Source organism: Flavobacterium phragmitis (assembly GCF_900112575.1).
GTDB classification, from domain to species: Bacteria; Bacteroidota; Bacteroidia; order Flavobacteriales; family Flavobacteriaceae; genus Flavobacterium; species Flavobacterium phragmitis.
On the sequence record NZ_FOMH01000006.1, the window covers coordinates 18187 to 43513 of the forward strand.

Consider the following 25327-nt stretch of genomic DNA (forward strand, 5'->3'; position numbering starts at 1 on the left):
AAACCACAAAAAAAGCGAGATAATTATCTCGCTTTTTTTATACATCCTGAAGAAGGTTAAACCAAAATTGGATAAAATCCTAATTCACAACCTTTATTCCGTTTGCCATAAACCTTATTTCTTCTTTAGGCATTTTTATTGCATCTATTTCTGCTTTAGATTTTTTAGCATCTTTTGCATAATGCTTCAATTCTTCTACCGAAGTAACTTTCTTTTCTGCCACACCTTCTAAAACAACATTTTTTCCTTTTGCCGCCGTAGGAACAAAAAAAGCATAATCTTTCATTTTAACAAAAAAAGAAGAACCATCTTCCGTCTTAATACTAATCCAGCATCCTCTTTTAGGACAAACCCCTGTCACCTCTCCTTTCACAGCAACATTTTCAATCTTACTATCCTTCTTTAATTTATCCTCCAATTTATCAACAGAGATAGCATTTTTCAAAGATACATCTGAAATATCGGCACCATAATAATCCCCCACTAATGCATTTCCAGGCGGAGGCGAAGGCTTTTCAACATCTTCTTGCGCAAAACAAAAAGACGAAACACTTAACAGCAAAGCTGTCATATATAAACTTAATTTCATATTCTACCGATTTAGTTTAATCAAAAATAAGATTAAAAATTGACATTTATTACCACCGTAACAACAAAACCAATATCACATAAACAAAAAAAGCCCCAACTAACATTGGGACTTTTTAAATATATCTATTGAATATTATTTCAATTTCTTTTTGATTGCTACTTCATGGTAAGCCTCAATAACATCATTAATTTCGATATCATTAAATCCCTTAATCTGGATACCACAATCGTAACCTTTAGTTACTTCTTTCACATCGTCTTTGAAACGTTTCAAGGCAACTAATTCACCTGTATGAACTACAACTCCATCTCTAATAACTCTAATTTTAGAAGTTCTCAAGATTTTACCATCAGTCACCATACATCCAGCAATTGAACCCACTTTAGAAATTTTGAAAATCTCACGAATTTCAGCATTACCTAAAACTTCTTCTTTCATTTCTGGCGCTAACATTCCTTCCATCGCATCTTTCAAGTCATCGATTGCCGCATAAATAATAGAATAGTAACGGATATCAATTTCTTCTTTATCGGCAAGCTGTCTTGCATTTCCTGCAGGACGAACGTTAAATCCGATAATGATTGCATCTGATGCAGAAGCCAAATTAACATCGGTTTCTGTAATCGCACCAACTCCCTTATGAATGATATTAATTTGAACCTCTTCTGTAGACAATTTAGAGAACGAATCAGACAATGCCTCAACAGATCCATCAACGTCTCCTTTAAGAATTACATTCAACTCTTTAAATTGACCAAGAGCAATACGACGACCAATTTCATCCAGCGTAATATGTCTTTGAGTACGAACAGACTGCTCACGCATTAATTGAGAACGCTTAGATGCAATTTGCTTAGCCTCTTTTTCGTCTTCAAAAACGTTAAACTTATCACCTGCTGTCGGCGCTCCATCTAGACCTAGAACAGAAACTGGAGTTGAAGGTCCTGCTGATAAAACAGTATGCCCTCTCTCATCATGCATTGCTTTAACCTTACCATGATGCTTACCAGCAAGCATATAATCTCCAATTTTCAAAGTACCTTGTTGTACTAAAATTGTAGAAACATATCCTTTTCCTTTATCCAAGAAAGCTTCAACAACGGTTCCCTGCGCCGCTTTATTTGGATTTGCTTTCAAATCTAAGATTTCAGCCTCCAATAAAACTTTCTCTAACAATTCTTTAACTCCTGTTCCTACTTTTGCAGAAATATCATGTGACTGAATTTTTCCACCCCAATCTTCAACAAGTAAATTCATACCAGCCAAACGCTCTTTAATTTTATCAACATTGGCATTTGGTTTATCAATTTTATTGATTGCAAATATAATTGGTACTCCCGCAGCTTGTGCGTGAGAAATTGCCTCTTTTGTCTGTGGCATGATATCATCATCCGCCGCAACTACGATAATAGCAATATCCGTAACTTGAGCTCCACGTGCACGCATCGCGGTAAACGCCTCGTGACCCGGAGTATCCAAGAATGCAATTTTCTGCCCGTTATCTAAAGTAACTCCGTATGCTCCAATGTGCTGTGTAATACCTCCAGACTCACCAGCAATAACATTTTCTTTACGAATATAATCCAGTAAAGATGTTTTACCGTGGTCAACGTGACCCATTACTGTCACAATTGGCGCTCTAGTTACTAAATCTTCTTCTTTATCTTCTACAACTTCAATCGCTTCTTCGATATCAACTGTGATAAATTCAACATCATAACCAAACTCATCAGCAACAATCGTTAAAGTTTCAGCATCTAAACGCTGATTCATGGTTACCATGATACCAAGAGACATACAAGTTCCAATCACTTTAGTAATCGGCACATCCATCATGATAGCAATTTCACCTACTGTAACGAATTCTGTAACTTTAATAGTCTTACTTCCTTCATCAAGAGCTCTTTGCTCATCATCAGATTTCTGACGGTGCGTCTCTCTTTTATCTCTTCTATATTTAGCCGCCTTAGATTTACCTCCTTTACCTTGAAGTTTTTCAAGAGTTTCTCTAATTTGGTTTTTCACCTCTTCTTCTGTAGGCTCAACTTTAGCTACAATTGCAGGGCGGTTTCCTTTTACAAAACCTGGTCTCTGACTTCTGTTAGCATTAAAACCACCACCATTATTATTTTGATTTGGCTTATTAGGATTTTGATTCCCACCTTGAGGATTATTCCCTGTTACAGGTTTTGGCGCTCCAGGCGTACCTGGTTTAGGAGCAATTCTTTTACGCTTATTTTTATTTGCGTTATTATTGTTTCCAACTCCAGGAGTTCCAGGTTTATTCTGAGCCGCTTTTGGATCCTCTTTCTTTTTCTTTGGTTTATTAAATTGAGATAAATCAATTGTTTGACCAGTAAGAGTTGTTCCAGAAAGTTTTTGATATTGAGTCGTAATTGTTTCTTCTGAAGTTGTTGGATCAGTTGACACAATTGGTTCCTGCGCCACTCTAGAAGACTCTGCTTTAACTTCTTTTTTCTCAGTAATAATAGGATCGTTCTTTTTAACCTCAGAAACTGGCTGCGTTACAGCTTGTTCAGTTTTTGGAGCTTCATTTTGAACAGGTTTTTCTGTCTGCGCTGGCGCAACAACAGTTTTTGGCTCTTCAGCTTTAACTGTTTCCTCAGAAGGAGCAATTGCAGGTTTTTTCGGATTTAGGTCAATTTTACCAACTTGTACAGGTCCAGAAACAACCGCTCTCGCTTTGATTATTTCCTGCTGTTTTTGACGCTCTTCTTCTTGTCTGCGTTTGTCTTCAATTTCTTTCTCACGCTCTACGCGTAATGCTTCTTTTTCTTTTCTTTTCTCTTCTCCAACTTCTTTAGAAGCCTCCTTATTCCCCTTATCGCCCGCAAATTGGCTTTGAAGGATATTAAACTCGCTATCAGAAATTTTTGCGTTTGGATTTGCATCAATAGCAATTCCCTTATCTTTTAGATAATCTACAGCTCTTTCTAACGAAATATTTAATTCCCTTAAAACCTTGTTTATTCTTATTACTCTCTCTTCAGACATATAACCTTTTTATTATTACCTTTTTCGTTGTGTTGTTAGAGCAGACATTCAGCTTATTGCTTAACTATCAAACTCTTCTTTTAGTATTTTCATAACATCCAGAATCGTTTCCTCTTCTAAATCCGTTCTTCTTACTAAATCTTCTACATCGTGTTTCAAGATACTTTTTGCAGTATCCAAACCGATTTTTGCAAACTCTTCAATTACCCACTCTTCAATTTCATCTGAGAACTCTGTTAATTCAACATCGTCTTCATCTGCAACAGCACCAGCAACATCTCCTTCACGAATAACATCCAACTCATAACCGGTCAATTGACCTGCTAATTTGATATTGTGACCACCTCTACCAATTGCTTTAGAAACCTCTTCTAATTTCAAGAACACTTCAGCGCGTTTATTGTCTTCATCAATTTTGATAGAAGAAACTTTAGCAGGGCTTAAAGCTCTTGTAATAAATAATTGAATATTGTTTGTATAATTGATTACATCAATATTTTCATTTCCTAATTCGCGAACAATTCCGTGAATACGAGAACCCTTCATTCCCACACAAGCTCCAACTGGATCAATTCTATCATCATACGAATCAACAGCTACTTTTGCTTTTTCACCTGGAATACGAACTACATTTTTAACTGTAATTAATCCGTCGAAAACCTCTGGAATTTCTTGTTCAAATAATTTTTCTAAGAACTTTTCTGAAGTTCTAGACATAATAATTTGAGGTTTATTTCCTTTTAACTCAACGCTTTCAATGATTCCACGAACGTTATCTCCTTTACGGAAAAAGTCAGACGGAATTTGTTTTTCTTTTGGAAGTACAATTTCATTTCCTTCATCATCAACCAAGATTACAACTCTTGGACGCACGTGGTGCACTTCTGCTGTATAAATATCACCGATAATATCTTTAAATTGTTTGTACAAGTTTGTATTATCGTGTTCGTGAATTTTAGATATAAGATTCTGACGAAGCGCTAAGATAGCTCTTCTTCCTAAATCAATCAATTTTACTTCTTCAGAAACTTCTTCTCCAATTTCAAAATCCGCTTCAATCTTTCTCGCTTCAGTCAATGTAATTTCTTCATTTTCAAAATCAAGATCCTCATCAGCAACAATTACTCTTCTTCTCCAAATTTCCATATCACCTTTATCAGGGTTTATGATGATATCGAAATTTTCATCTGAACCGTATTTTTTCTTTAATGCATTTCTAAATACGTCCTCTAAAATTGCCATAAGCGTTACACGATCAATAAGTTTATTATCTTTAAACTCTGAGAATGAATCGATTAATGCTAAATTTTCCATGCGAATTTTTTAATTAAAATTAAAATGTTACCGTAACAACTGCCTCTTTAATTTCTGTATAAGGTATTTGTTGCTCTTTTTGAACTGTTTCTTTTCCTTTTCCTACTTTTTTCGGTTCTCTTGCTTTCCAAGACAAAATTATGAAAACATCATTAGCTTCTACCAATTCTGCTTCTATTTTTTCTGTATTTGTGGTAACAATCAACGTTCTACCAACATTTTTTTTGTATTGTCTTATCATTTTAAGAGGAGTTCCTACTCCGACTGACGCTACTTCAAGCGAAAAATCCTGCTCTTCACGATCCAGATTATTCTCGATTGCACGACTCACATCAATACAGTCTTGCAACGCCACTCCATTATCACCGTCTAAACCAACACTAATTTTAAAAGAATCCGAAACGGCCAAATCAACCAAAAAGACTGATGGCTTTTCCAGAAGAGCTTCTGTAATTAATCCGTTTACTTTTTCTTTAAATGTCATAATTTTATAAAAAGAGGGGACACTTAGTCCCCTCATTATTTAGATTTTAATAAATAACAGTGCAAATATAGTGTTTTTTTTATAAATCAAATAAATAGATTGCTCTAAAAATATTTCTTACCTTTATAATAGCATTTAAAAAATGAATTATTCATATTATCAACCCTCAAAATCATGAAACGAATTTTAGTACCTACTGACTTTTCAGAACACGCAGAAGATGCCCTAAAAGTCGCTACTCAAATCGCCAAAAAAAACAATTCAGAAATCATTATCCTGCACATGCTCGAATTACCGCATCAAACAAATGATGCTATTTTGGGCGGAATCAGCATTCCTGAAAGCATGCTTTTTATGAAAAAAGCCAACGAAATGCTGGATAAAATTTCTGAAAAACCTTATTTAGACGGAATAGAGGTGACTGAAATCGTTAAAATGGATAAACCTATTCACGGCATTACACAAATTAGCAAAGAACATGACATCGACTTAATTGTAATGGGTTCACACGGATCTTCTGGTGTTGAAGAATTATTAATTGGATCTAACACCGAAAAAGTAGTCCGCAATTCAGAAATTCCAGTTTTAGTAATCAAAAATGATATTCCGAATTTTACCGCAGCCAATGTTGTATTCGCGTCTGATTTTTCTGAAGAAGCAAAAAAACCATTTGAAAAACTTTTAAACTTTACCAAATTATTTGATTCAAAAATACACCTTGTAAATATCTGCACACCAAACAGCTTCAAACCAACACATGTTGCTGAAGAAGCCATCAATGAGTTTGTAGATCAATTTAACATCAGCAATTACACTACTCAAACCTACAATGACACTAATATCGAAAAAGGAATTATCAATTTTGCCAACAGAATTAACGCCGATATAATCGGAATGTGCACTCATGGCAGAACTGGGTTCGCGCATTTCTTCAACGGAAGCATTAGCGAAGGATTAGTAAATCATGCCGTTAGACCTGTAATTACTTTGAAAATATAAAGAACACAAAACATAAACAACAGAAAAGCTTCTCAATCGAGAAGCTTTTTTTACGCACTCCTTTTTCACTTAAATTTCATCAATCAAAAATGAGCTTTTCAACAAAGTCTTTTTGAGCTTTTCAACAAAACCAAGCATCTAATTAATAGAGAAATTTGTCAAATAAAAATTCATTAAAACTTACAATATGAAAACAATAGACAAAATTTACATTAATGGAGAATTTGTTACTCCAAAAGGAACTGAATATTTCGATCTTATCAGCCCAACAACAAATGAAAAACTCGGAAAAGTACTTTTAGGAAATACTGAAGACACACAAAACGCAATTAATGCTGCCAAAACCGCTTTCAAATCTTTTTCCAAAACAACAACAAGCGAAAGAATTCAATATCTCGAAAACATCAAAACAGCAATTGAAAAAAGAAAAGACGAATTTATAAATGTAGTCACAGAAGAATATGGAGGAACATTTCAGTTCGCAGCCAACAGTTTCACTTATATGCAAAAAAGCTTCGACTCAGCAATTCAATTGCTAAAAACTTACGATTTTACCAAAACAATGGGAGAATCTGAAGTTCAAATGACACCAATTGGCGTTGTCGGAATCATCATTCCCTGGAATTCCAGCAATGGTTTTATCTGCAGCAAACTTTCAACCGCAATTGTGGCAGGATGCACAGTAGTTGTAAAACCAAGTGAAATGAGCGCACAGCAAACACAGTTAATCACAGAATGCCTACACGAAGCCAAACTTCCAAAAGGTGTTTTCAACATCGTAAACGGCTTAGGAGAAGTAGTTGGAGCCGAAATAAGCCGCAATCCCGATGTTGCTAAAATCTCTTTCACAGGATCCACAACTGTTGGAAAAATCATAGCAAAAGAAGCGGTCAACACTATGAAACGTGTTACATTAGAACTTGGCGGAAAATCTCCAAACATCATTTTAGACGATGCTGATTTTTCCAAAGCCGTTCCATTGGCAGTAATCGCCGCATTTATGAACAGCGGACAAGCTTGTATAGCAGGAACCAGATTATTGATTCCAGAAAGCAAATTAGAAGAAACAAAAATCATTATTAAAGAAGTAATCTCAAATACAATTGTCGGCGACCCAAAAAAACCAAACACCGCAGTTGGACCAATGGTAAGCGAGAAACAATTTAATCGTGTCCAGGACTATATTCAAATCGGAATGAATGAAGGTGCAGAAATTTTAGCTGGTGGATTGGGAAAACCTGAAGGATTGGAAAAAGGAAATTTCGTAAAACCAACCGTTTTCATCCATGTAAACAACAAAATGAGAATTGCACAAGAAGAAATATTCGGCCCAGTATTATCTATTATCACTTATAAAACAGAAGAAGAAGCAATTGAGATCGCCAACGACACCAATTACGGACTACAAGCTTATGTAAGCTCAGCCGATTTAGATAGAGCACATCGTGTTGCCTCTCAAATTAATGCAGGAAGAATTCAAATAAATGGAATCAGTCATGATCCAATGGCCCCTTTTGGAGGTTTTAAACAATCCGGAATTGGTCGTGAATTTGGAGTATTGGGACTTGAAGCTTATTTAGAACCAAAAGCACTAATTCAGCAAAAATAATTTTACAGATCCGAAAATCTTTTCCCAAAAAGATTTTCGGATCTTTTAGTAACTTTACAATATGAGTCCAAAAAACAATACAAAACCGAAGATTCTTTACTCCTGTTATTATTCGCGCAGCCGCGAAGGAGAACATTTCATACCCGAGCATGTTTTCAGCTACCAGATTTCTGGAGAAATGACTGCGTCTGACAACAAAACCACTTTTCATTCTAAACCAGGAGATTTTCGATTCAGCAGAAGAAATCATTTAGCAAAATTCACCAAAATTCCGCCCGAAGGAGGAGAATTCAAGACTATTTCTCTTTTTCTAGATCAGGAAATTCTACGTGAAATCAGCAAAGAATACAATTATAAATCCGAAAAGAAAGTAGATTCAGAAGCTATGTTTTCATTAGCTCCAAACCCGCTCTACCAATCTTTCATGGAATCCTTATTAACGTATCTCGAAGTGGAACAGGAAAGCAATGAAACTTTGTTTAATTTAAAAATCAAAGAAGCCGTTCATCTTTTACTAAAAGCAAACCCAGAATTAAAAGATATTTTATTCGACTTTAACGAACCTGGCAAAATTGACTTGGAAGCCTTTATGAATAAAAATTTCCATTTCAATGTACAAATGCAACGATTTGCTTATTTAACCGGCAGAAGTTTAGCAACTTTTAAAAGAGATTTTCAGAAAGTATTCCAAGAAACACCTGGTAAATGGCTTTTAAACAAAAGACTTCAGGAAGCCTATTATCTCATCAGTCAAGGAAAACTGCCTTCTGAAGTTTATATCGGAGTTGGTTTTGAGGATTTATCTCATTTTTCATTTTCTTTTAAAAAGAAATTTGGAATCGTTCCTTCTTCCTTAAATCCAAAATATGTTTCCCGTGGTTGAAACCACAAGCTATGTTAAAAAAACTTGAAAAACATCGCAGACAAAGCTTTGCGAACTATGCGCCCTAAAAAAACGTAGCGAACTTTGCGTATACCTTAGCGTGCATTGCGGTAAAAAAAATATCTAAAAAAAGCCTGAGTTTACAACATAAAAAAAAGCCTCTCATTTCTGAGAAGCTTTTTATGTTGGTCTACTAGGACTCGAACCTAGAAAGACGGCACCAAAAACCGTAGTGTTACCATTACACCATAGACCAGCAGTGCGGTTAAGCGGGTGCAAAATTAAAACTTTATTTAGTTTATGCAAATTTTAAAACAACTTTTTTTGCATAAAAAAAAGTCTCTCATTTCTGAGAGACTTTTTATGTTGGTCTACTAGGACTCGAACCTAGAAAGACGGCACCAAAAACCGTAGTGTTACCATTACACCATAGACCAGCAGTGCTGTAAAGCGAGTGCAAATTTAAGGCTTTATTTAGTTTGTGCAAACTTTTTAGCCAAAAAAAATCATTTTTTAAGTTTTTTTTCACTTTGAAATTCTTAACGACTTCAGAAGCTATTCAGAAACAACAAATTAGTATCACTTGATAGTTTTATAGAATTTTTTGTTAATGGTCGATTCTTTACGTAAAAAAACATTTTCTTTGTAGGATAGAAAACTTTCAAATTTTTAACACCTAAATATGGCACAATTCAATTTCAATAAATGGAATACAATTATTGGTTGGTTTGCATTTGCAATCGCTTTAATTACCTACACATTAACAGTTGAACCTACAATGAGCTTTTGGGATTGCGGAGAATATATTGCTACCGCAGCCAAACTTGAAGTGGGTCACCCACCGGGAGCTCCTCTATTTCAAATGATGGGTGCATTTTTTGCAATGTTTGCAATAGATGCTCAGCATGTAGCTGTGATGGTTAACATGATGTCTGTTTTTTCTAGCGCATTTACCATATTATTTATGTTCTGGTCTTCTTCTATGATCTTAAAAAAGATTGTAGCTCGTTTTGCCGAAATTGATCAAAACAATTCTATTGTTATTTTAGGAAGCTCCTTTGTTGGTGCTTTAGCTTATACATTCTCTGACAGTTTCTGGTTTAATGCCGTAGAAGCCGAAGTTTATGCTATGGCATCTTTATTAATTGCATTGCTTTTCTGGCTTGGTTTACGCTGGGAACAAGACATGGACAAACCAAAAGGAAACAAATGGCTTTTGATTATTTCTTTGGTTGTCGGACTTTCTTTTGGAGTTCACTTCATGGCTCTTTTAACAATTCCTTCAATCGGATTTTTATATTATTTCAAACATTACGAAAAAGTTACCATCAAAAACTTTATCATTGCCAATGTAGTAGTTATCGGAATCTTATTGTTTATCTTTAAATTACTTCTTCCATTAACTATGGCTTTTTTCGGAAAAACCGAAATTTTCATGGTAAACAGCATGGGACTTCCATTTAACTCAGGAACTATATTTGTAGCTTTATTATTTGTAGCTTTCTTCTATTTTGGATTAAAATTCACCAAACAAAAAGGATTAATATTTTACAACACTATTATATTGTGTATTTTATTTATTTTGATTGGTTTCTCAACTTGGATAATGCTTCCAGTTCGTGCAAATGCTAATACTGTTATCAACGAAAACAAACCTTCGGATGCTACTGAGGTTTTAGCTTATTACAATCGTGAGCAATATGGTGTAAATCCATTATTTTACGGCCCACAGTATACTGAACTTTTTGCTGGTCTTGATGCTAAAACTCCATATTTAGACAAAAAACCAAACTACGAAAGAGATTATAAAACCGGTAAATACGTTATTACCAATAATTATAAAAATGCCGAACAAAATTCTGATGACAACCAGAAAGCAGTTCTGCCAAGAATGTGGAGCACAGAAACTGCTCATATTCAAAACTATATCAACTTTACCAATCCTCCTAAATTCAGAATTGATCCAAATCACAGTTATGATGAAGATTTAGCCGAATATGGGATTGACGCAAGCCAATTGAGCGAAGACGAATACAACAAAGCAACGGCTCAATTACGCAATGAAGTTGAAAAAACGGTTTCAGAATTCAGACATGCCTACGCTCAAAAACAAATTGACAATGAAGGATATGTGAAATTCCTAAGAAGCTACGGCAAATATCTCTTGGTTGAAAAACCAACTACAGCTGACAACTTCAGTTTTATGTTCGAGTATCAATTTGGATACATGTACTGGAGATATTTGATGTGGAACTTTGTTGGACGCCAAAATGATATTCAAGGAAAATATGACAATTTAGACGGCAATTGGATTAGCGGTATCAAACCTTTAGATTCTATTCACTTAGGATCTCAAGACAATCTTCCTTCTGATGTATTAAACAATAAAGGCCGTAATGCTTATTACTTCCTTCCGTTTATTCTTGGTTTAATTGGTTTAATGTACCATGCAAACAAAGACTTAAAAAGCTTTTATGTTCTTTTGGCTTTATTCTTATTTACAGGAATTGCATTAAAAATATATTTGAACGAAAGACCTTTTGAACCTCGTGAAAGAGATTATGCACTTGTAGGTTCCTTCTATGTTTTTGCCATCTGGATCGGATTTGGAGTTTACTCACTCTACGAAAGTTTCCAGAAATATCTAGCCCCAAAAATTGCAGGGCCTGTAATTATTGCTGGTAGTTTACTTGCAGCTCCCGTTTTAATGGCCGCTCAAAACTGGGATGATCATGACAGATCTGGAAGATATACTGCTGTTGCAATGGCGAAAGCTTATTTAAGTTCTTGTGATAAAGATGCCATTTTATTTACTATTGGAGATAATGATACTTTCCCTCTTTGGTATGCACAGGAAATTGAACACTTTAGAACCGATGTCAAGATTGTAAATACAAGCTTATTTATGACAGATTGGTACATTGATCAAATGAAAGCGAAAGCATACGAATCTGATCCGCTTCCAATTTCTTTTACACACGATCAGTATGTTGGGGATAGACTTGATTATACTGTTTATATTCAGAAAATTGACACGCGTTGGAACATTAAAGATTTTATTGATTTTATAAAAAACCCTAAGTCAACTGTTGGATTACAAAATGGACAAACAATTCACTTTTATCCAACTAACAAGATTAGAGTAAATGTAGATAAAGATGCCATCATTAAAAACAAAGTAGTAAACCCTAAATACAATGATTCAATTGTTCCATATTTAGACATTAACATCAAAGGAAGCGCGTTATACAAAAACCGTTTAATGATGCTTGATATCTTAGCGAATAACAATTGGAAAAGACCAATTTATTTCAGTGGTGGTGCTTTTGATGATGAAGATTACTTGTGGTTGAAAGACTATCTGCAATTGGATGGAATGGTTTATAAATTAGTTCCAATAAAAAACACCCCTTCTAAAGATGGAGGGCCATTAGATATGGGACAAATTGATGCAGATAAAATGTATGATATTGTTATGAAATGGGATTGGGGAAATAGTAATGGAAATATTTACCACGATCCTGAAACAAGAAGAAATAGTATTACATACCGCACTAATCTTTCTAGATTAATGTATCAGCTTATTAAAGAAGGTAAGATTGACAAAGCTAAAAACGTAATTAATTTAGCGATTACCCAAATGCCTTTGGATAAATATGGATATTATTCTCTAGTGGAAGCTTTTGGTGACGGATATTATAAAGTAGGAGAAAAAGCAAAAGCGCAAGATCTCCTAAACAAACTGGTTCAGAAGTATAAAGAAAACTTAAATTATTATGCTACGTTGACTCCTTCTGACCAAACTGATTTAGCAGTAGATATTATTACAGATATTGAGCGTTACAGAAGTTTATTACACGTAATGCAGGACAATAAAGACACTGTTTTCTACAATCAACACAAAACAACATTTAACACTTATGTAAATGTTTTTGAGCGTTTTGGACGTGAAAAAGAGTAATTAATATACGAAAATCTTAACAATTAAAAAAATGCAGCACTGTTTGATAAATAGCGCTGCATTTTTTATTTTTACATACATGTAAATTCAATTCAAGATGAGCTTTTATTGGGTAAAAACTAATTCATTTATTAAAACGGTGTTTTCTAAATATTGCTGGGACATTCCTAACAATGAAAAGAAAATATACCTAACATTTGATGATGGCCCTACTCCAGAAATTACTGACTGGGTTTTATCTGAATTGAAAAAGTTTGATGCAAAAGCTACTTTTTTCTGCATCGGAAAAAACATCAAAGCCAATTTAGCCTTATTTGAAAAGTTAATTACTGACGGACATTCTATTGGCAACCACACCATGAATCATGTCAACGGATGGAAAATTCACACTAACGAATACATCGAAAATGTAAAAAACTGTGCTGAAATTTTAGGCGAACAAGAAAAAGCTCCTCACCGTTTATTATTTCGCCCTCCTTACGGGAAAATTAAAAAAGCGCAATCTAAAATTCTAAGAAGTTTAGGTTACAAAATTGTAATGTGGGATGTTTTAAGCGCAGATTTCGACCAAAACATTACGCCTGAAAAATGTCTCGAAAACGTAACAAAGAATGTAAAATCTGGAAGCGTGATTGTTTTTCATGACAGTATAAAAGCTTCTCCTAATTTGAGATTTGCTTTACCTAGAACACTGCATTTTTTAAAAGAAAACGGATATAAGTTTGATATTATCCATTAGAGAATATCCGCAAAGGAAGTAATTTATACGTTAAATTGTTCTTGAACAATTCCTATTATAGTATTCGCATCAAGTTCTCCAGATTGTCTCCAGATCATTTGTCCTTCTTTATAAATCATTAAAGTTGGAAGTCCTTTTATACGAAGTGCTTCAGCTAATTCTTGATTTTTATCGACATCTATTTTAATTACTTTGGCCTTATCGCCAAGCGCAGCTGCAACATCCTTAATAACAGGATGCATAGAAACTGACGATTCATTCCAATCTGTGTAAAAATCAATTAACACTGGAACTTGAGCATTTATTAGTTCTCCAAATTTTGACATAAAACCAAAAAATTAAGTTTTTTAAATCTATTAAAAGAAATAAATATAATACAAATTTAGCATTTTTAACGAATTAAGCGACATTACGGCCTTTTTTTAGTTCAATGACTGTTATTTCCGGCATAATACCAACTCGCCCCGGATAGGCATGAAAACCAAAGCCACGGTTAACATAAACGTATCTTCCGACGTTTTCGTATAAACCTGCCCACTGTTTGTAAATATACTGTGCCAAGCTCCATTTGAAATATCCTGGAATTTCGATTCCGAATTGCATTCCGTGTGTATGGCCAGCAAAAGTCAAATGAAAGTTCTTTGGATGATCTTTAATTTCGGCATCCCAATGACTTGGATCATGACTCATTAAAACTTTAAAATCGTCCTTATGCACATTTTCAGAAGCTTTATTCAAATCTCCAGCTTTTTTAAAATTCACTCCCCAGTTTTCTACTCCGATAAGCGCAATTTTGTCATCGCCTTTTTGGATATAAGTGTGCTCATTTAACATAAGCTTAAAACCAATCTGACCGTACAGTTTTTTAATAGCCCGAAAGTTTTCATCTTTTTCCTTTTCCGAAGGCCAGGTAACATACTCTCCGTAATCATGATTACCTAAAACAGCAAACTTTCCGTATTTATAATCTTTAATACGATTGAACGTTTCCAGCCATGGATGCATTTCTTTTGCATGAGTATTTACAATATCACCCGTAAACAAGATTATATCCGATTCCTGTTGATTGATTAAATCGATAGCATAATTTATTTTCTCAGGGTTATCAAAACTACCGCTGTGAACATCTGAAATCTGAGTGATTTTAAAACCATCAAAAGCATCTGGAAGATCTGGGAAAAACACAGTCTGTTTAATTACTTTGAAATTGTATTTACCTTCAAATATTCCATAAATTATAGACAGGAAAGGAATTGCTGCTAATCCTAACGCAATCTGACTTACAAATTTTCGCCTATCTGGCATCATTTCTTTTCTTGGAGCGTTGTAAACAAAATAGTTCACAATACTAGCTCCAATTCTAAAAATATCTTCACCAAACATTATCAGTGTAAGTACAATTTTAGGAACATAAATTGTCAACATCAAACCAGTCGTAAACATAAATTGTCTGGTCTGACCAACTGAACGATCTATTTGAGAAAAAGAATATATGATAAAAATTAAAAGCAATGCACTTATAACCTGATAGCTTATTAAAGCCCATCTTATTTTGATTAAAGTTCGAAAAGCCTGATAAGAATAGAACTCAATAAATAAGAAAAGAGCGCATAGAATTACAAAACGAAGGATCATTTGTTATAGTTTTAAGCAAAGTAACAAAGAATGAAAATTTTATTTCTTTTTATTATAAAAAATTTAACGCTGTAAAATATAAAAAAAGCTGAAAGAGGACTCTTTCAGCTTTAACCTACCAACCTTTTAAAACTATTTAATTCTACAACTTAATGTTGTTTTATTTTGCTTTTGGAGCTTCTGTTTTCACAGCTGCTTCTGCTTTTTTATCGCCTTTGGCTTTTTTATTTCCTTTTTTATCGTGTTTAGCGACTTTTACTTCTTTTGATTGAGCTGGTGCTGCTGGAGTTGTTTGAGCGTTTACCATTGAAAATGTTCCTAGAACTGCTACTGCTAAAATTGCTAATTTTTTCATGACTTTAAATTTTATGATTATTATTGTTTCATTATTTATAAGTCAAAGATAGAATCGTAAAATGAAGACAAAATGAAGATAAAGCCTTACAAATAAATTTAACTTTTAATTAGCTTTTTCAAACAACAAAGTAAAAGTTGTTCCAACATTCAAAACAGATTCAACCTTAATTTGCACATGATGAAATGAGGCAATACTTTGAGCAATTGCAAGTCCCAATCCCTGCCCTTCCTGATCTGAACTGATTCGGGCAAATCGGCTGAATATTCTTTCGAGCTGTGATTCATCCATTCCTATTCCAGAATCTTTTACTGAAATAAAATATTGTTCTTCCGTAAAACCATCTTCGATAATAATATCCCCATTGGGTTTATTGTATTTTATGGCATTGGTTACCAAATTATAAATCAGAATATGAATTAAAGTTTTATTCCCTGTAAAAATAAAGTGCTCCTGCATTGTATTCACAAACCGAATTTCTCTATCCTCGATACGGTCCTCAAGATCTTCCTGTACATCTAAAACTACTTCGCGAAGATTTATTTCTTCATTTGCTTCATATTGATTATTGTCAATTCTAGAAATAAGCAATAAATTATTGATGATTTTTTTCAGCATATCCAATGTCTTTAATGATCCTGCAATTTTATCGACTGCGTTATCATCTAAAGATTCGTTCTGCAATAAATTTTCCAACTTGTTTTTAAGGAGTGCAATTGGCGTTAGCAATTCGTGTGAAACATTAGAAATAAACTGTTTTTCTTTTTTAAAAACTTCTACAATACGATCCATCATTTGATTTAAAACAAAATCGAGTTCTCTAAAATCTCTCGAAGCTGCTTTGATTGGCGTATGATCAAAAGTTTCTGGTTCGTTAACACGCCTAATTTTTGTATCGATAATTTTATAGAAAGGTTTAAGAAGATATTCTATATAAAAGGTGTCTGCCAAAAATGTAATGAGTAGAATGACAACAAAAACAATCAATATAAAAAATCGAATCACAAAAGTTAAGTCGTTGACTTCGCTCAAACTGCTTCCAATTTCCAGTTGATAATCTTCTCCTTCGTAAGTAAAATGATGCTGTAGAATTCGATATTCATTTTCCTCACCTTCAATTACACGATTTTCATTGCTAAAAGTTGTTTTCTTCTGCTGTAGATTTATTGGAACACGCGAAAGCACTAAAAATTCACTGTGAAGTGTAGAGAACTCAGAGAAAGCCTCTGTTGAGTCATCTGGATTTTCCAGAAACTCATTAATTTCTTCTGGATTTAAATGTTCAATAAATTTCTTCTTTTTCTCCAGAAGACTATTATTAATATGATGATAAACCACATTTTTCACCAAAATAGGAAGCATCAGCCATAAAATTAAAATCACCAACAATCTTGTCAGTGCATTAAAAATGGCTAATTGATGTTTTATTTTCACAGGAATACTTTATTCGTTTATACGATAACCTACATTTCGAACCGTTTCAAACCAATCGATCGGCGCATGTTTGTCCAGTTTTTTTCGGAGATTTCGAACATGAACGTCAATAAAATTAGAATCAGAATTGACTTCCAGAATATCTCCCCAAATATGTTCTGTAAGCTGTAAACGCGTTATGACTCGATTTTTATTCAAAACTAGATATTGAAAAATATCAAACTCTTTCTTCGTCAAGTTAATCGGATTATCATTAAAACTCACTTTATAATCCTGAAGTTGCAAAACAAAACCATTGATAGTAAGATTGTTTAAAGTAAAACCGTGAATTCTTCTAATCACAGCAAACAATCTTGCGCTGAGTTCTGTCAACGCAAAAGGTTTTGTCAAATAATCATCGGCACCTAAATGCAAACCATTAATCCTGTCATCTAGTTCGCCTCTTGCTGTTAAAACAATAACTGCCATTTTTGATTTTGTTTTTCTAACGGTCTGCAAGACCTCAAAACCATCTCCGTCCGGAAGCCCTAAGTCCAAAAGCATGGCATCATAATCATTGCTTCCAAATTCCTCTAAAGCATCGGCACACGTATGCGTAATCTTACAGATGTAACCTGCATTACACAAAAAATCATAAACTTCTACCGCAAGTTCCCGATTATCTTCAACAATCAAAATATTCATAAAAATATACTTAAGCGTAATTAAAATTAATCATTTAAAAAGTAGAAAAGTCTGCATTCTTAAAACATTAACGCAAAAAGCTGATAAATTTCTTCATCAGCTTTTCTCAATCGCATTAATAATCATTATTCCTGTTTTGTCTCCGTTACAATGCTTCGAAAACAAAACCTGAACAATTTTTATTTTTTTGCGCTTGCAGATTCTTCTTTTGGAGCATCAGCTTTTGCTTTTTTATTTCCTTTATGATGATGTTTTGTTCCTTTTACTTCTTTTGCCGGAGCATTCTGAGCCGGAGTTGTTTGAGCATTTACCATTACACTTGTACCTAAAATTGCTACAGCCAATAACATTAATTTTTTCATGATTTCTAAATTTTTAAATTAACAACCTTTTATTTCTAAAGTAGTTTACTGCTTATTTTTTTACTTTAGCAGTCTCTGTTTTTGGAGCTTCACTTTTTGTTTTTAAAACTTCCTTTTTTTCTGATTTTACTTTTTTGTCAGCTTTATTTTTTGAGCGTTTTGTTGCTTTTACTTCTTTAGCAGGAGTTTCTTTTCCTGTTTTTGCGGGAAAAGCATGAACCATAACACTTGTTCCTAAAACTGCTACTAATAACATCAATAAATTTCTCATGATTTCTAAGATTTAAATTAAATACCTTTTATTTTACATTTCAAAATTACCTCTGCAACATGAAGAAAAAATGAAGAAATATCCGAATAAAAAATTTTAACTTGATATTAACGCTTTTCGTTTTTTTCACCATATTAAATGATATAAGTTCATTTAATATTACATTATGAGATTAGACACAGTACTGTGCATCTCTGCTAAATGAGCTTGTATCACTTATATGGCAAAAATTTTCTTTTTTGATTATTTTTCAAACCTCAATTGTTTATTTTTACAGACTAATATTTTTAAATATGTCAACTCAAAAACGCCTTTTTCTTCTAGATGCTTATGCATTAATTTTTCGTGGTTATTATGCCTTTATTAAAAACCCGAGAATCAACTCAAAAGGGATGGATACATCAGCAATTATGGGTTTTATGAACTCACTTTTGGATGTTATTAAAAGAGAAAAACCAGATCATCTGGCTGTTGCTTTCGATAAAGAAGGCAGTCACGTTAGAACAGAAATGTACTCTGACTATAAAGCAAATCGAGACGAAACTCCTGAAGCAATTAAAATTGCCGTTCCGTATATTCAGGAATTATTAAGAGCCATGCATATTCCGATTATCGAACTTGCAGGCTGTGAAGCCGATGATTTAATTGGAACAATTGCCAAACAAGCCGAAAAACAGAACTATAAAGTCTATATGGTTACTCCCGATAAAGATTTTGCGCAATTGGTTTCTGAAAATATTTTTATGTATAAACCTGCCCGTATGGGTAACGGAATCGAAATATGGGGAATTCCTGAGGTTTTGGCAAAATTTGAAGTGGAACGACCTGAGCAGGTAATTGATTTTCTTGGAATGATGGGTGATGCTGTCGATAATATTCCAGGATTACCTGGTGTTGGTGAAGTTACTGCAAAAAAATTCCTTAAAGAATTTGGTTCAATGGAAAATCTTTTGGCTAATACAGATAAGCTGAAAGGTAAAATGAAAGAAAACATTGAGGCCAATAAAGAAAAAGGTATTTTATCTAAAAAACTGGCGGCGATAATGTGTGATTGTGATGTAACTTTTAACGAAGAAGATTACGAACTTTCTCGCCCAGACATTGAAAAAACAGATGCTATTTTTCAGGAATTAGAATTCAGAAGAATGGCAGAACAGTTTGACAATTTGTTTAAAACAGATGGAACTCAGACCGCAGCTCCAGCTTCTGACGCTAAATTATACAAAAAACCACAGCCTAAAAACGAAGACCAATTTGATCTTTTTGGAAGCACTTTAACAGAAGACAATGAAGATGCACCAAGAACTTCATTCTATAACACTTTAGAAGATACCCCACATTCTTACCAGACAGTTCAAGGTGATTTGGGTGTAAAACTGCTTTTACAGAATTTAGAAAAACAGACTTCAGTTTGTTTTGATACCGAAACCACAGGGATTGATGCTTTACATGCAGAATTGGTTGGAATGTCGTTTTCTTACGAAAAAGGAAAAGCTTTTTATGTGCCATTTCCGGAAAATCAAGAAGAAGCAAAAGCTTTGATTGAGAAATTTGTTCCGTTTTTTGAAAATGAAAACATTGAAAAAATCGGTCAGAATTTAAAATACGATTTAAAAATACTTTCTAATTATGGTGTAACTGTAAAAGGAAAACTTTTCGACACGATGATTGCACATTATCTGATCAACCCAGACATGCGTCATAATATGGATATTTTGGCAGAAACCTATTTAAAATATTCTCCAAAATCTATTGAAACCTTAATTGGCAAAAAAGGAAAAAATCAGATTTCGATGCGTGATGTTTCTTTAGAAGACATTAAAGAATATGCTGCTGAAGATGCTGATATTACTTTACAATTAAAAGAAATTTTCACAACAGAATTAGACAAAACTGAGACTAAAAAGTTATTTGACGAAATCGAAATTCCACTAGTAAGCGTTTTGGCTGCCATGGAAACCGAAGGAATTCGTTTGGATGTTGATTTCTTAAAAGAAATGTCTAAAGAGATGGATGTTGAAATCAAATCTCTTGAAGAACAAATCTATGAAACTGCTGGCGAAAAATTCAATCTGGCTTCTCCGAAACAATTAGGAGATATTTTATTTGACAAAATGAAAATTGGTGGTGCTAAACAAAAGAAAACCAAAACAGGACAATACGCAACAGGCGAAGAAGTTCTAACTTATTTAGCAAACGATAACCCAATCGTAAAACAAATTTTGGATTGGCGTCAGATGGTAAAACTACAAAGTACTTATATTTTAGCTTTACCGGAACAAGTTGATAAAAAGACGCAACGCGTTCATACAGATTATATGCAGACAGTTGCCGCAACAGGACGTTTGAGCTCGAATAATCCGAACTTGCAGAATATTCCGATTCGTACTGAAAGAGGTCGTCAGATTCGTAAAGCATTCGTGGCCCGTGATGAAAATTACACTTTAATCTCTGCCGATTACTCGCAGATTGAATTGCGAATTATTGCCGCTTTGAGTGGTGAAGAAAATATGATAAAAGCTTTTCAAGACGGTGAAGACATTCATAAAGCAACTGCCGCAAAGGTATTCAATGTTGCCTTGGACGAAGTATCACGTGAACAAAGAAGCAACGCTAAAACGGTAAACTTCGGAATCATCTACGGTGTTTCTGCTTTTGGATTAAGCAATCAGACTTCATTATCCAGAAGCGAAAGTGCCGCTTTGATTGATGCTTATTACAAAACTTATCCAAGATTGAAATCTTATATCTCTGAACAAGTTGAATTTGCCCGTGAAAAAGGTTATGTACAAACTATTTTAGGTCGTCGTCGTTATTTAAAAGACATTAATTCTGCGAATGCCGTAGTAAGAAGTGCCGCTGAACGAAATGCCGTTAATGCACCAATTCAGGGAAGCGCCGCCGATGTGATTAAAATCGCTATGATTAATATCCACAAAAAACTTCGTGACGAAAACTGGAAATCTAAAATGTTGCTTCAAGTACATGATGAGCTTGTGTTCGATGTTCACAACGATGAACTCGAAAAAATCCAGCCAATGATCAAACACGAAATGGAAAATGCTTTTAAAATGTCTGTTCCTTTAGAAGTTGAACTTGGAATGGGGAAAGACTGGTTAGAAGCGCATTAAAAACAAACTATTTTTTTATACCCTAATAAGCCATTCATCAAATTGAATGGCTTTTTTATTGAGAATAAATGTGATGATAATATTTTTTCAGCTCTCATCTTGAAAATATGCGGAAAAATAACAACCTTTACTTCCTATTTAACAAAAACAAATCGCTCATTCAAAAATCTATCTAAGAAATTAAAAAACGACAAGACTCTTAAATTCCTTATAAATCTAAATCAAAGCTATTTTTAACTAAAGAGCATGCTTTCTTATGAAAGAACCTAAATTTTCATTACACAGCATGCTACATTCCTGATTTATTTTTTCATCATCCCATTCCCACCATTTTATCTTTAATAGTTCATCTATTTGTTCTTTAGAAAATCTGTATTTGATAAATTTTGCAGGATTTCCCCCCACTATAGAATAAGGTTCGACATTTTTTACAACATGGCTATTTGCAGCGATAATAGCTCCATCCCCAATGGTAACACCACTCATAATTGTTACATTTGAGCTTATCCAGACGTCATTTCCAATTGTTATTCCACCATTAGTGGCAGGATGACCATTTCCCAAAAATTTATCAAAGACATCTTGATGAATATGTCCAAAAGGATAAGTTGTAATCCAGTCAGCTCGATGATTCCCACCAAGAAACAATTTCAACCCAATTGCTATTGAACAAAACGAACCAATGGTAACATCGTCCCAAGCACCCCAAAATAATGAGATGTTTTCAAGCCCATATGTATATTTACCTACCTTTAACATTTAAAAAAGAAAAAATTAGAACCGTAAAATTACAAAGAAAAAACCTATAAAAATTAAAACTAAAAAAAAATATTCATTATTACCTATAAAAAAACCATCAGAGTAAACTGATGGTTTTTCTTATTATCTAAACTTTTCTAGTAGATTCCCGTTCTTTCAATTTTGTTTTAATTACGATAGTTTCATATTCTGAAACCGTTCCTTCCGGCTCTTCTAATCTTTCGATTAATCTTTTAGCCGCTACTTCTCCAATTTCAACTCCGTGCTGACTTACAGTTGTCAAACTTGGTGATAAACGTCTTGAAGCTAAGATTCCATCGGCAAAACCAATAATCGAAATATCTTCTGGAACTCTGTATCCCTTTTTCAAACTTACTCTTAATGCCGCAACTGAATCATTTTCGTCCAAAGCAAAGATTCCGTCAATTTTATGATCGAAAATACCTTCGATTTTAGCTTTCATATCTTCTTCAGAATCAGTACGAAGAATGATTTTTTCGTTTATTGGAATATTATTGTCTTTCAAAGCTTTTAGATATCCTTCTGTTCTTAGTTTACCAACACTAATATTATCTACAGAAGAGATCAGAGCAATATTTTTACAACCTAAATTAATTAAATGCTGTGTTGAGTTGATAGCCGAATCATAATCGTCTACTACTACTTTATCACAATCTACTTCATCAGCAATACGGTCAAACATTACGATTGGCGTTCCGTCATTTATAATTTCAGAAAAGTGATTGTAGTCTTGAAGTTTTTGAGCTTCTTGCGAAACCGACAAAATAAATCCGTCTATGGTTCCATTGCTCAGCATTTCTAATGTGTGAACTTCTTTTTCCAGAGATTCATTAGAAATACAGGTAATAACATTATATCCCTTTTTATCGGCAACTTTTTCGATACCGCTAAAAACTTTCGCAAAGAAAGAGTTTAATATATTAGGTATAATTACTCCAATCGTTTTGGTTTTACGATTCTTTAAATTCAGACCAATAACATTTGGCTTATAATTTTTGAGTTTGGCATACTCTTTAATCTTCACCTTCGTTTGTTCGCTAATTTCCGGACTGTCATTCAACGCTTTAGATACAGTCGAAACAGAAACACCAAGTTCTTTCGCAATTTGTTTTAGAGTTGCTTTAGCTTTCATCCATAAAAGTTTAAGTAATTAATACAAATATAGTAGAATTACCGAAAATAAAACAAAAAACAACCAGCAGTATTTCAAATTACCTCCTCTATTCGAAATAATTTTAAAAAAGAATGATTTTTCTGAAACCGTATATCCTAAAATTTCGTTAATAACTAAATACCTATGAACTAAAAACCAATGTTGTTAACCTAATAAAAAAACTTGATTATGAAAAACGAAGTTAAAATTCATGAAGTTGACCCTTCACTGAATAGCAGAAGGAGCTTTCTTAAGCTTAGCGGCTTAACATTAGTAACCACCGGTTTGGTTCTAGCTGGATGCAGCGACAATGATGATGACAATAATATGGAAGACACTTCTCTGCCAGGAATACGAAATGGTGTCTTCGATTTAGGTTCTGGAGATTTTGGCGTTCTTACCTACGCATACGCCCTAGAACAATTAGAAGCCGATTTTTATACTAAAGTTGTCAATGCAAGTAGTTTCAATAGTGTATTCAGCACAGTTGAACGTCAGGTATTGACAGACTTGTACCATCATGAAGTGGTTCACAGAGACTTCTTTAAAGCAGCTTTAACTGGAGCACTTCCTGATCCTAGCTCGCAATTGCTTCCTTCCCTCGCATTTAACTATGGCTCTTTAAACTTCAATAGCCGCACAGAAGTTTTAGCTACAGCAAAAGCATTGGAAGATACAGGAGTTGCTGCTTATAACGGCGCAGGTAAACTAATTAAAACTGCAGACTATTTATTATTAGCAGGAAAAATTGTTTCTGTTGAAGCCAGACATGCTTCAGCAATAAGAAGTTTGATTAATCCAAATTCTAAAGATTTTGCCGGAGATGATATCGTAAATATGTCAACAGGTTTAGATGATGCCAAAGATCCCTCTAAAATCCTGCCAATTGCCGCGAATTTTATTACCACAAAATTTACAGCTAAATATCTGCCTTAATCCTAACCGCTAAAACTTAGAAATTATGAACATTTTAAAATTTATAGAATCTTTTACTGATGACAATTTAATGAACAGTACTGGTTCACGAAGAGACAGCTTTTCTCAGTTTGGGAACATTGGGAAAAATTTAGCCTTAGCATCAATTCCTTTTGGGTTATCGGCTCTAGCCAATAAAGCATTCGCAAAAGACATTACAGCAACACCTGCTACTCCAATTGGAGCTTTGCAATTTGCACTGACTTTAGAATATCTTGAAAATGAATTTTATGCGATGGCATTAGATTCTGGTGTCATTCCAGCCTCTGAAAACGGCGGACGTGATTTAAAAGTATTTCAACAAATTGCTGCACATGAATCTGATCACGTAAAATTCCTGATTGCAGGATTAGGCGGAACTGCAAGTGCTAATTTTGTTGCAAAACCTACTTTTGATTTTACGGTTGGAGGCGCTTTTGATCCTTTTCACGATTACCCAACATTTTTAGCTTTGGCTCAAGCTTTTGAAGACACAGGCGTAAGAGCCTATAAAGGACAAGCTGCAAATCTCATTACTACACCCGATTTATTAACTGCTGCATTACAAATTCATTCCGTTGAAGCTCGCCACGCTTCTGAAGTAAGAAGACTTCGAGGTTTAAAAGGATGGATTTCCAATGCTGAAAGAGGAGCGGGAATGCCAGCCGCAACCCAAGCAGTGTATGATGGTGAAGGTGTAACAATGCAAGCAGGATTCAACACAGCCACCGCTTTTGGCGCTGCAGCAGGTTCAGAAGCTTATGATGAACCACTTACAACGCAACAAGTAGTCGATATTGCCAATATATTTATTGTATAATAATTATTTTTCTAAATATTTAACCGTCTTTACTTTATTGTAGAGACGGTTTTTTTATTCCCTAATTAATCCAAAAACTGAAGGCCTGATTTTCAGCAGATAAAATATTCTTTCAGGTATTTGGTTTTAAAATAATTAATTGTACTTTTGCA

General features: G+C 34.0%; 21 protein-coding genes and 2 tRNA genes. 8 read left to right on the top strand and 15 right to left on the bottom strand.

Annotated elements, in window-relative coordinates:
• Positions 1-79: 79 nt before the first annotated feature.
• From BM289_RS11615 to rimP, 4 genes are all read right to left on the bottom strand, one after another.
• A complete protein-coding gene (locus BM289_RS11615) occupies positions 80-589 on the bottom strand; it encodes a DUF4920 domain-containing protein (RefSeq protein WP_091493448.1) in 510 nt (169 codons plus the stop codon).
• A gap of 135 nt (positions 590-724) precedes the next feature.
• Positions 725-3607, bottom strand: coding sequence for a translation initiation factor IF-2 (gene infB / locus BM289_RS11620; protein ID WP_091493450.1), 2883 nt, complete (start codon positions 3605-3607; stop codon positions 725-727).
• A 60-nt stretch (positions 3608-3667) separates the two neighbouring features.
• Positions 3668-4921, bottom strand: coding sequence for a transcription termination factor NusA (gene nusA, locus BM289_RS11625; RefSeq protein WP_091493453.1), 1254 nt, complete (start codon positions 4919-4921; stop codon positions 3668-3670).
• Positions 4922-4940: 19 nt separating this feature from the next.
• Positions 4941-5405 carry a ribosome assembly cofactor RimP gene (gene rimP / locus BM289_RS11630; RefSeq protein WP_167365417.1) on the bottom strand — a complete coding sequence of 155 codons (465 nt, stop codon included), beginning with the start codon at positions 5403-5405 and terminating at the stop codon, positions 4941-4943.
• 174 nt (positions 5406-5579) lie between these two features.
• Between rimP and BM289_RS11635 the strand changes: the two genes are divergently transcribed.
• From BM289_RS11635 to BM289_RS11645, 3 genes are all read left to right on the top strand, one after another.
• On the top strand, positions 5580-6404 hold the full coding sequence (locus tag BM289_RS11635; RefSeq protein WP_091493460.1) for a universal stress protein: 825 nt from the start codon (positions 5580-5582) through the stop codon (positions 6402-6404).
• A 187-nt stretch (positions 6405-6591) separates the two neighbouring features.
• Positions 6592-8013, top strand: coding sequence for an aldehyde dehydrogenase family protein (locus BM289_RS11640; RefSeq protein WP_091493463.1), 1422 nt, complete (start codon positions 6592-6594; stop codon positions 8011-8013).
• A 61-nt stretch (positions 8014-8074) separates the two neighbouring features.
• A complete protein-coding gene (locus tag BM289_RS11645) occupies positions 8075-8896 on the top strand; it encodes a helix-turn-helix domain-containing protein (RefSeq protein WP_091493466.1) in 822 nt (273 codons plus the stop codon).
• A 185-nt stretch (positions 8897-9081) separates the two neighbouring features.
• On the opposite strand, the gene BM289_RS11650 is transcribed toward BM289_RS11645, so the two are convergent.
• Both BM289_RS11650 and BM289_RS11655 read right to left on the bottom strand, forming a co-directional pair.
• A tRNA-Gln gene (locus BM289_RS11650) sits at positions 9082-9152 on the bottom strand.
• A 110-nt stretch (positions 9153-9262) separates the two neighbouring features.
• Positions 9263-9333, bottom strand: a tRNA-Gln gene (locus BM289_RS11655).
• Positions 9334-9578: 245 nt separating this feature from the next.
• Between BM289_RS11655 and BM289_RS11660 the strand changes: the two genes are divergently transcribed.
• Together BM289_RS11660 and BM289_RS11665 are read left to right on the top strand one after the other, a co-directional pair.
• Positions 9579-12857 carry a glycosyltransferase family 117 protein gene (locus BM289_RS11660; protein ID WP_091493469.1) on the top strand — a complete coding sequence of 1093 codons (3279 nt, stop codon included), beginning with the start codon at positions 9579-9581 and terminating at the stop codon, positions 12855-12857.
• Between the two features lie 97 nt (positions 12858-12954).
• Positions 12955-13596: a polysaccharide deacetylase family protein gene (locus BM289_RS11665; RefSeq protein ID WP_091493472.1), complete on the top strand. Its 642-nt coding sequence runs from the start codon at positions 12955-12957 to the stop codon at positions 13594-13596.
• Between the two features lie 23 nt (positions 13597-13619).
• Here the strand turns inward: BM289_RS11665 and BM289_RS11670 are convergent, their stop codons facing one another.
• The 7 genes from BM289_RS11670 to BM289_RS11700 form a co-directional block, all read right to left on the bottom strand.
• Positions 13620-13922, bottom strand: a complete 303-nt coding sequence (locus BM289_RS11670; RefSeq protein WP_008466807.1) for a thioredoxin family protein — start codon at positions 13920-13922, stop codon at positions 13620-13622.
• Between the two features lie 73 nt (positions 13923-13995).
• The gene (locus tag BM289_RS11675) at positions 13996-15231 is read right to left on the bottom strand and encodes a metallophosphoesterase (protein ID WP_091493474.1); all 1236 of its coding nucleotides are present in this window, start codon (positions 15229-15231) and stop codon (positions 13996-13998) included.
• 160 nt (positions 15232-15391) lie between these two features.
• A complete protein-coding gene (locus tag BM289_RS11680) occupies positions 15392-15586 on the bottom strand; it encodes a hypothetical protein (protein ID WP_091493477.1) in 195 nt (64 codons plus the stop codon).
• A gap of 105 nt (positions 15587-15691) precedes the next feature.
• On the bottom strand, positions 15692-17020 hold the full coding sequence (locus BM289_RS11685; RefSeq protein WP_244165365.1) for a sensor histidine kinase: 1329 nt from the start codon (positions 17018-17020) through the stop codon (positions 15692-15694).
• A gap of 9 nt (positions 17021-17029) precedes the next feature.
• Positions 17030-17704 carry a response regulator transcription factor gene (locus BM289_RS11690; RefSeq protein WP_091493482.1) on the bottom strand — a complete coding sequence of 225 codons (675 nt, stop codon included), beginning with the start codon at positions 17702-17704 and terminating at the stop codon, positions 17030-17032.
• Positions 17705-17883: 179 nt separating this feature from the next.
• On the bottom strand, positions 17884-18066 hold the full coding sequence (locus BM289_RS11695; RefSeq protein ID WP_091493484.1) for a hypothetical protein: 183 nt from the start codon (positions 18064-18066) through the stop codon (positions 17884-17886).
• 52 nt (positions 18067-18118) lie between these two features.
• Complete coding sequence (locus tag BM289_RS11700) at positions 18119-18337, bottom strand: hypothetical protein (RefSeq protein WP_091493487.1); 219 nt, start codon at positions 18335-18337, stop codon at positions 18119-18121.
• Positions 18338-18630: 293 nt separating this feature from the next.
• Between BM289_RS11700 and polA the strand changes: the two genes are divergently transcribed.
• On the top strand, positions 18631-21468 hold the full coding sequence (gene polA / locus BM289_RS11705; RefSeq protein WP_091493490.1) for a DNA polymerase I: 2838 nt from the start codon (positions 18631-18633) through the stop codon (positions 21466-21468).
• Positions 21469-21705: 237 nt separating this feature from the next.
• On the opposite strand, the gene BM289_RS11710 is transcribed toward polA, so the two are convergent.
• Together BM289_RS11710 and BM289_RS11715 are read right to left on the bottom strand one after the other, a co-directional pair.
• Positions 21706-22227 (bottom strand): CatB-related O-acetyltransferase, encoded by a 522-nt coding sequence (locus tag BM289_RS11710; protein WP_091493492.1) that lies wholly within the window; start codon positions 22225-22227, stop codon positions 21706-21708.
• A gap of 127 nt (positions 22228-22354) precedes the next feature.
• Positions 22355-23380 carry a LacI family DNA-binding transcriptional regulator gene (locus BM289_RS11715; protein WP_091493493.1) on the bottom strand — a complete coding sequence of 342 codons (1026 nt, stop codon included), beginning with the start codon at positions 23378-23380 and terminating at the stop codon, positions 22355-22357.
• A gap of 210 nt (positions 23381-23590) precedes the next feature.
• On the opposite strand from BM289_RS11715, the gene BM289_RS11720 reads away from it, so the two are divergent.
• Positions 23591-24337 carry a ferritin-like domain-containing protein gene (locus BM289_RS11720; RefSeq protein WP_091493494.1) on the top strand — a complete coding sequence of 249 codons (747 nt, stop codon included), beginning with the start codon at positions 23591-23593 and terminating at the stop codon, positions 24335-24337.
• A gap of 25 nt (positions 24338-24362) precedes the next feature.
• Positions 24363-25175 (top strand): ferritin-like domain-containing protein, encoded by an 813-nt coding sequence (locus BM289_RS11725; protein ID WP_091493495.1) that lies wholly within the window; start codon positions 24363-24365, stop codon positions 25173-25175.
• Positions 25176-25327 lie beyond the last annotated feature (152 nt).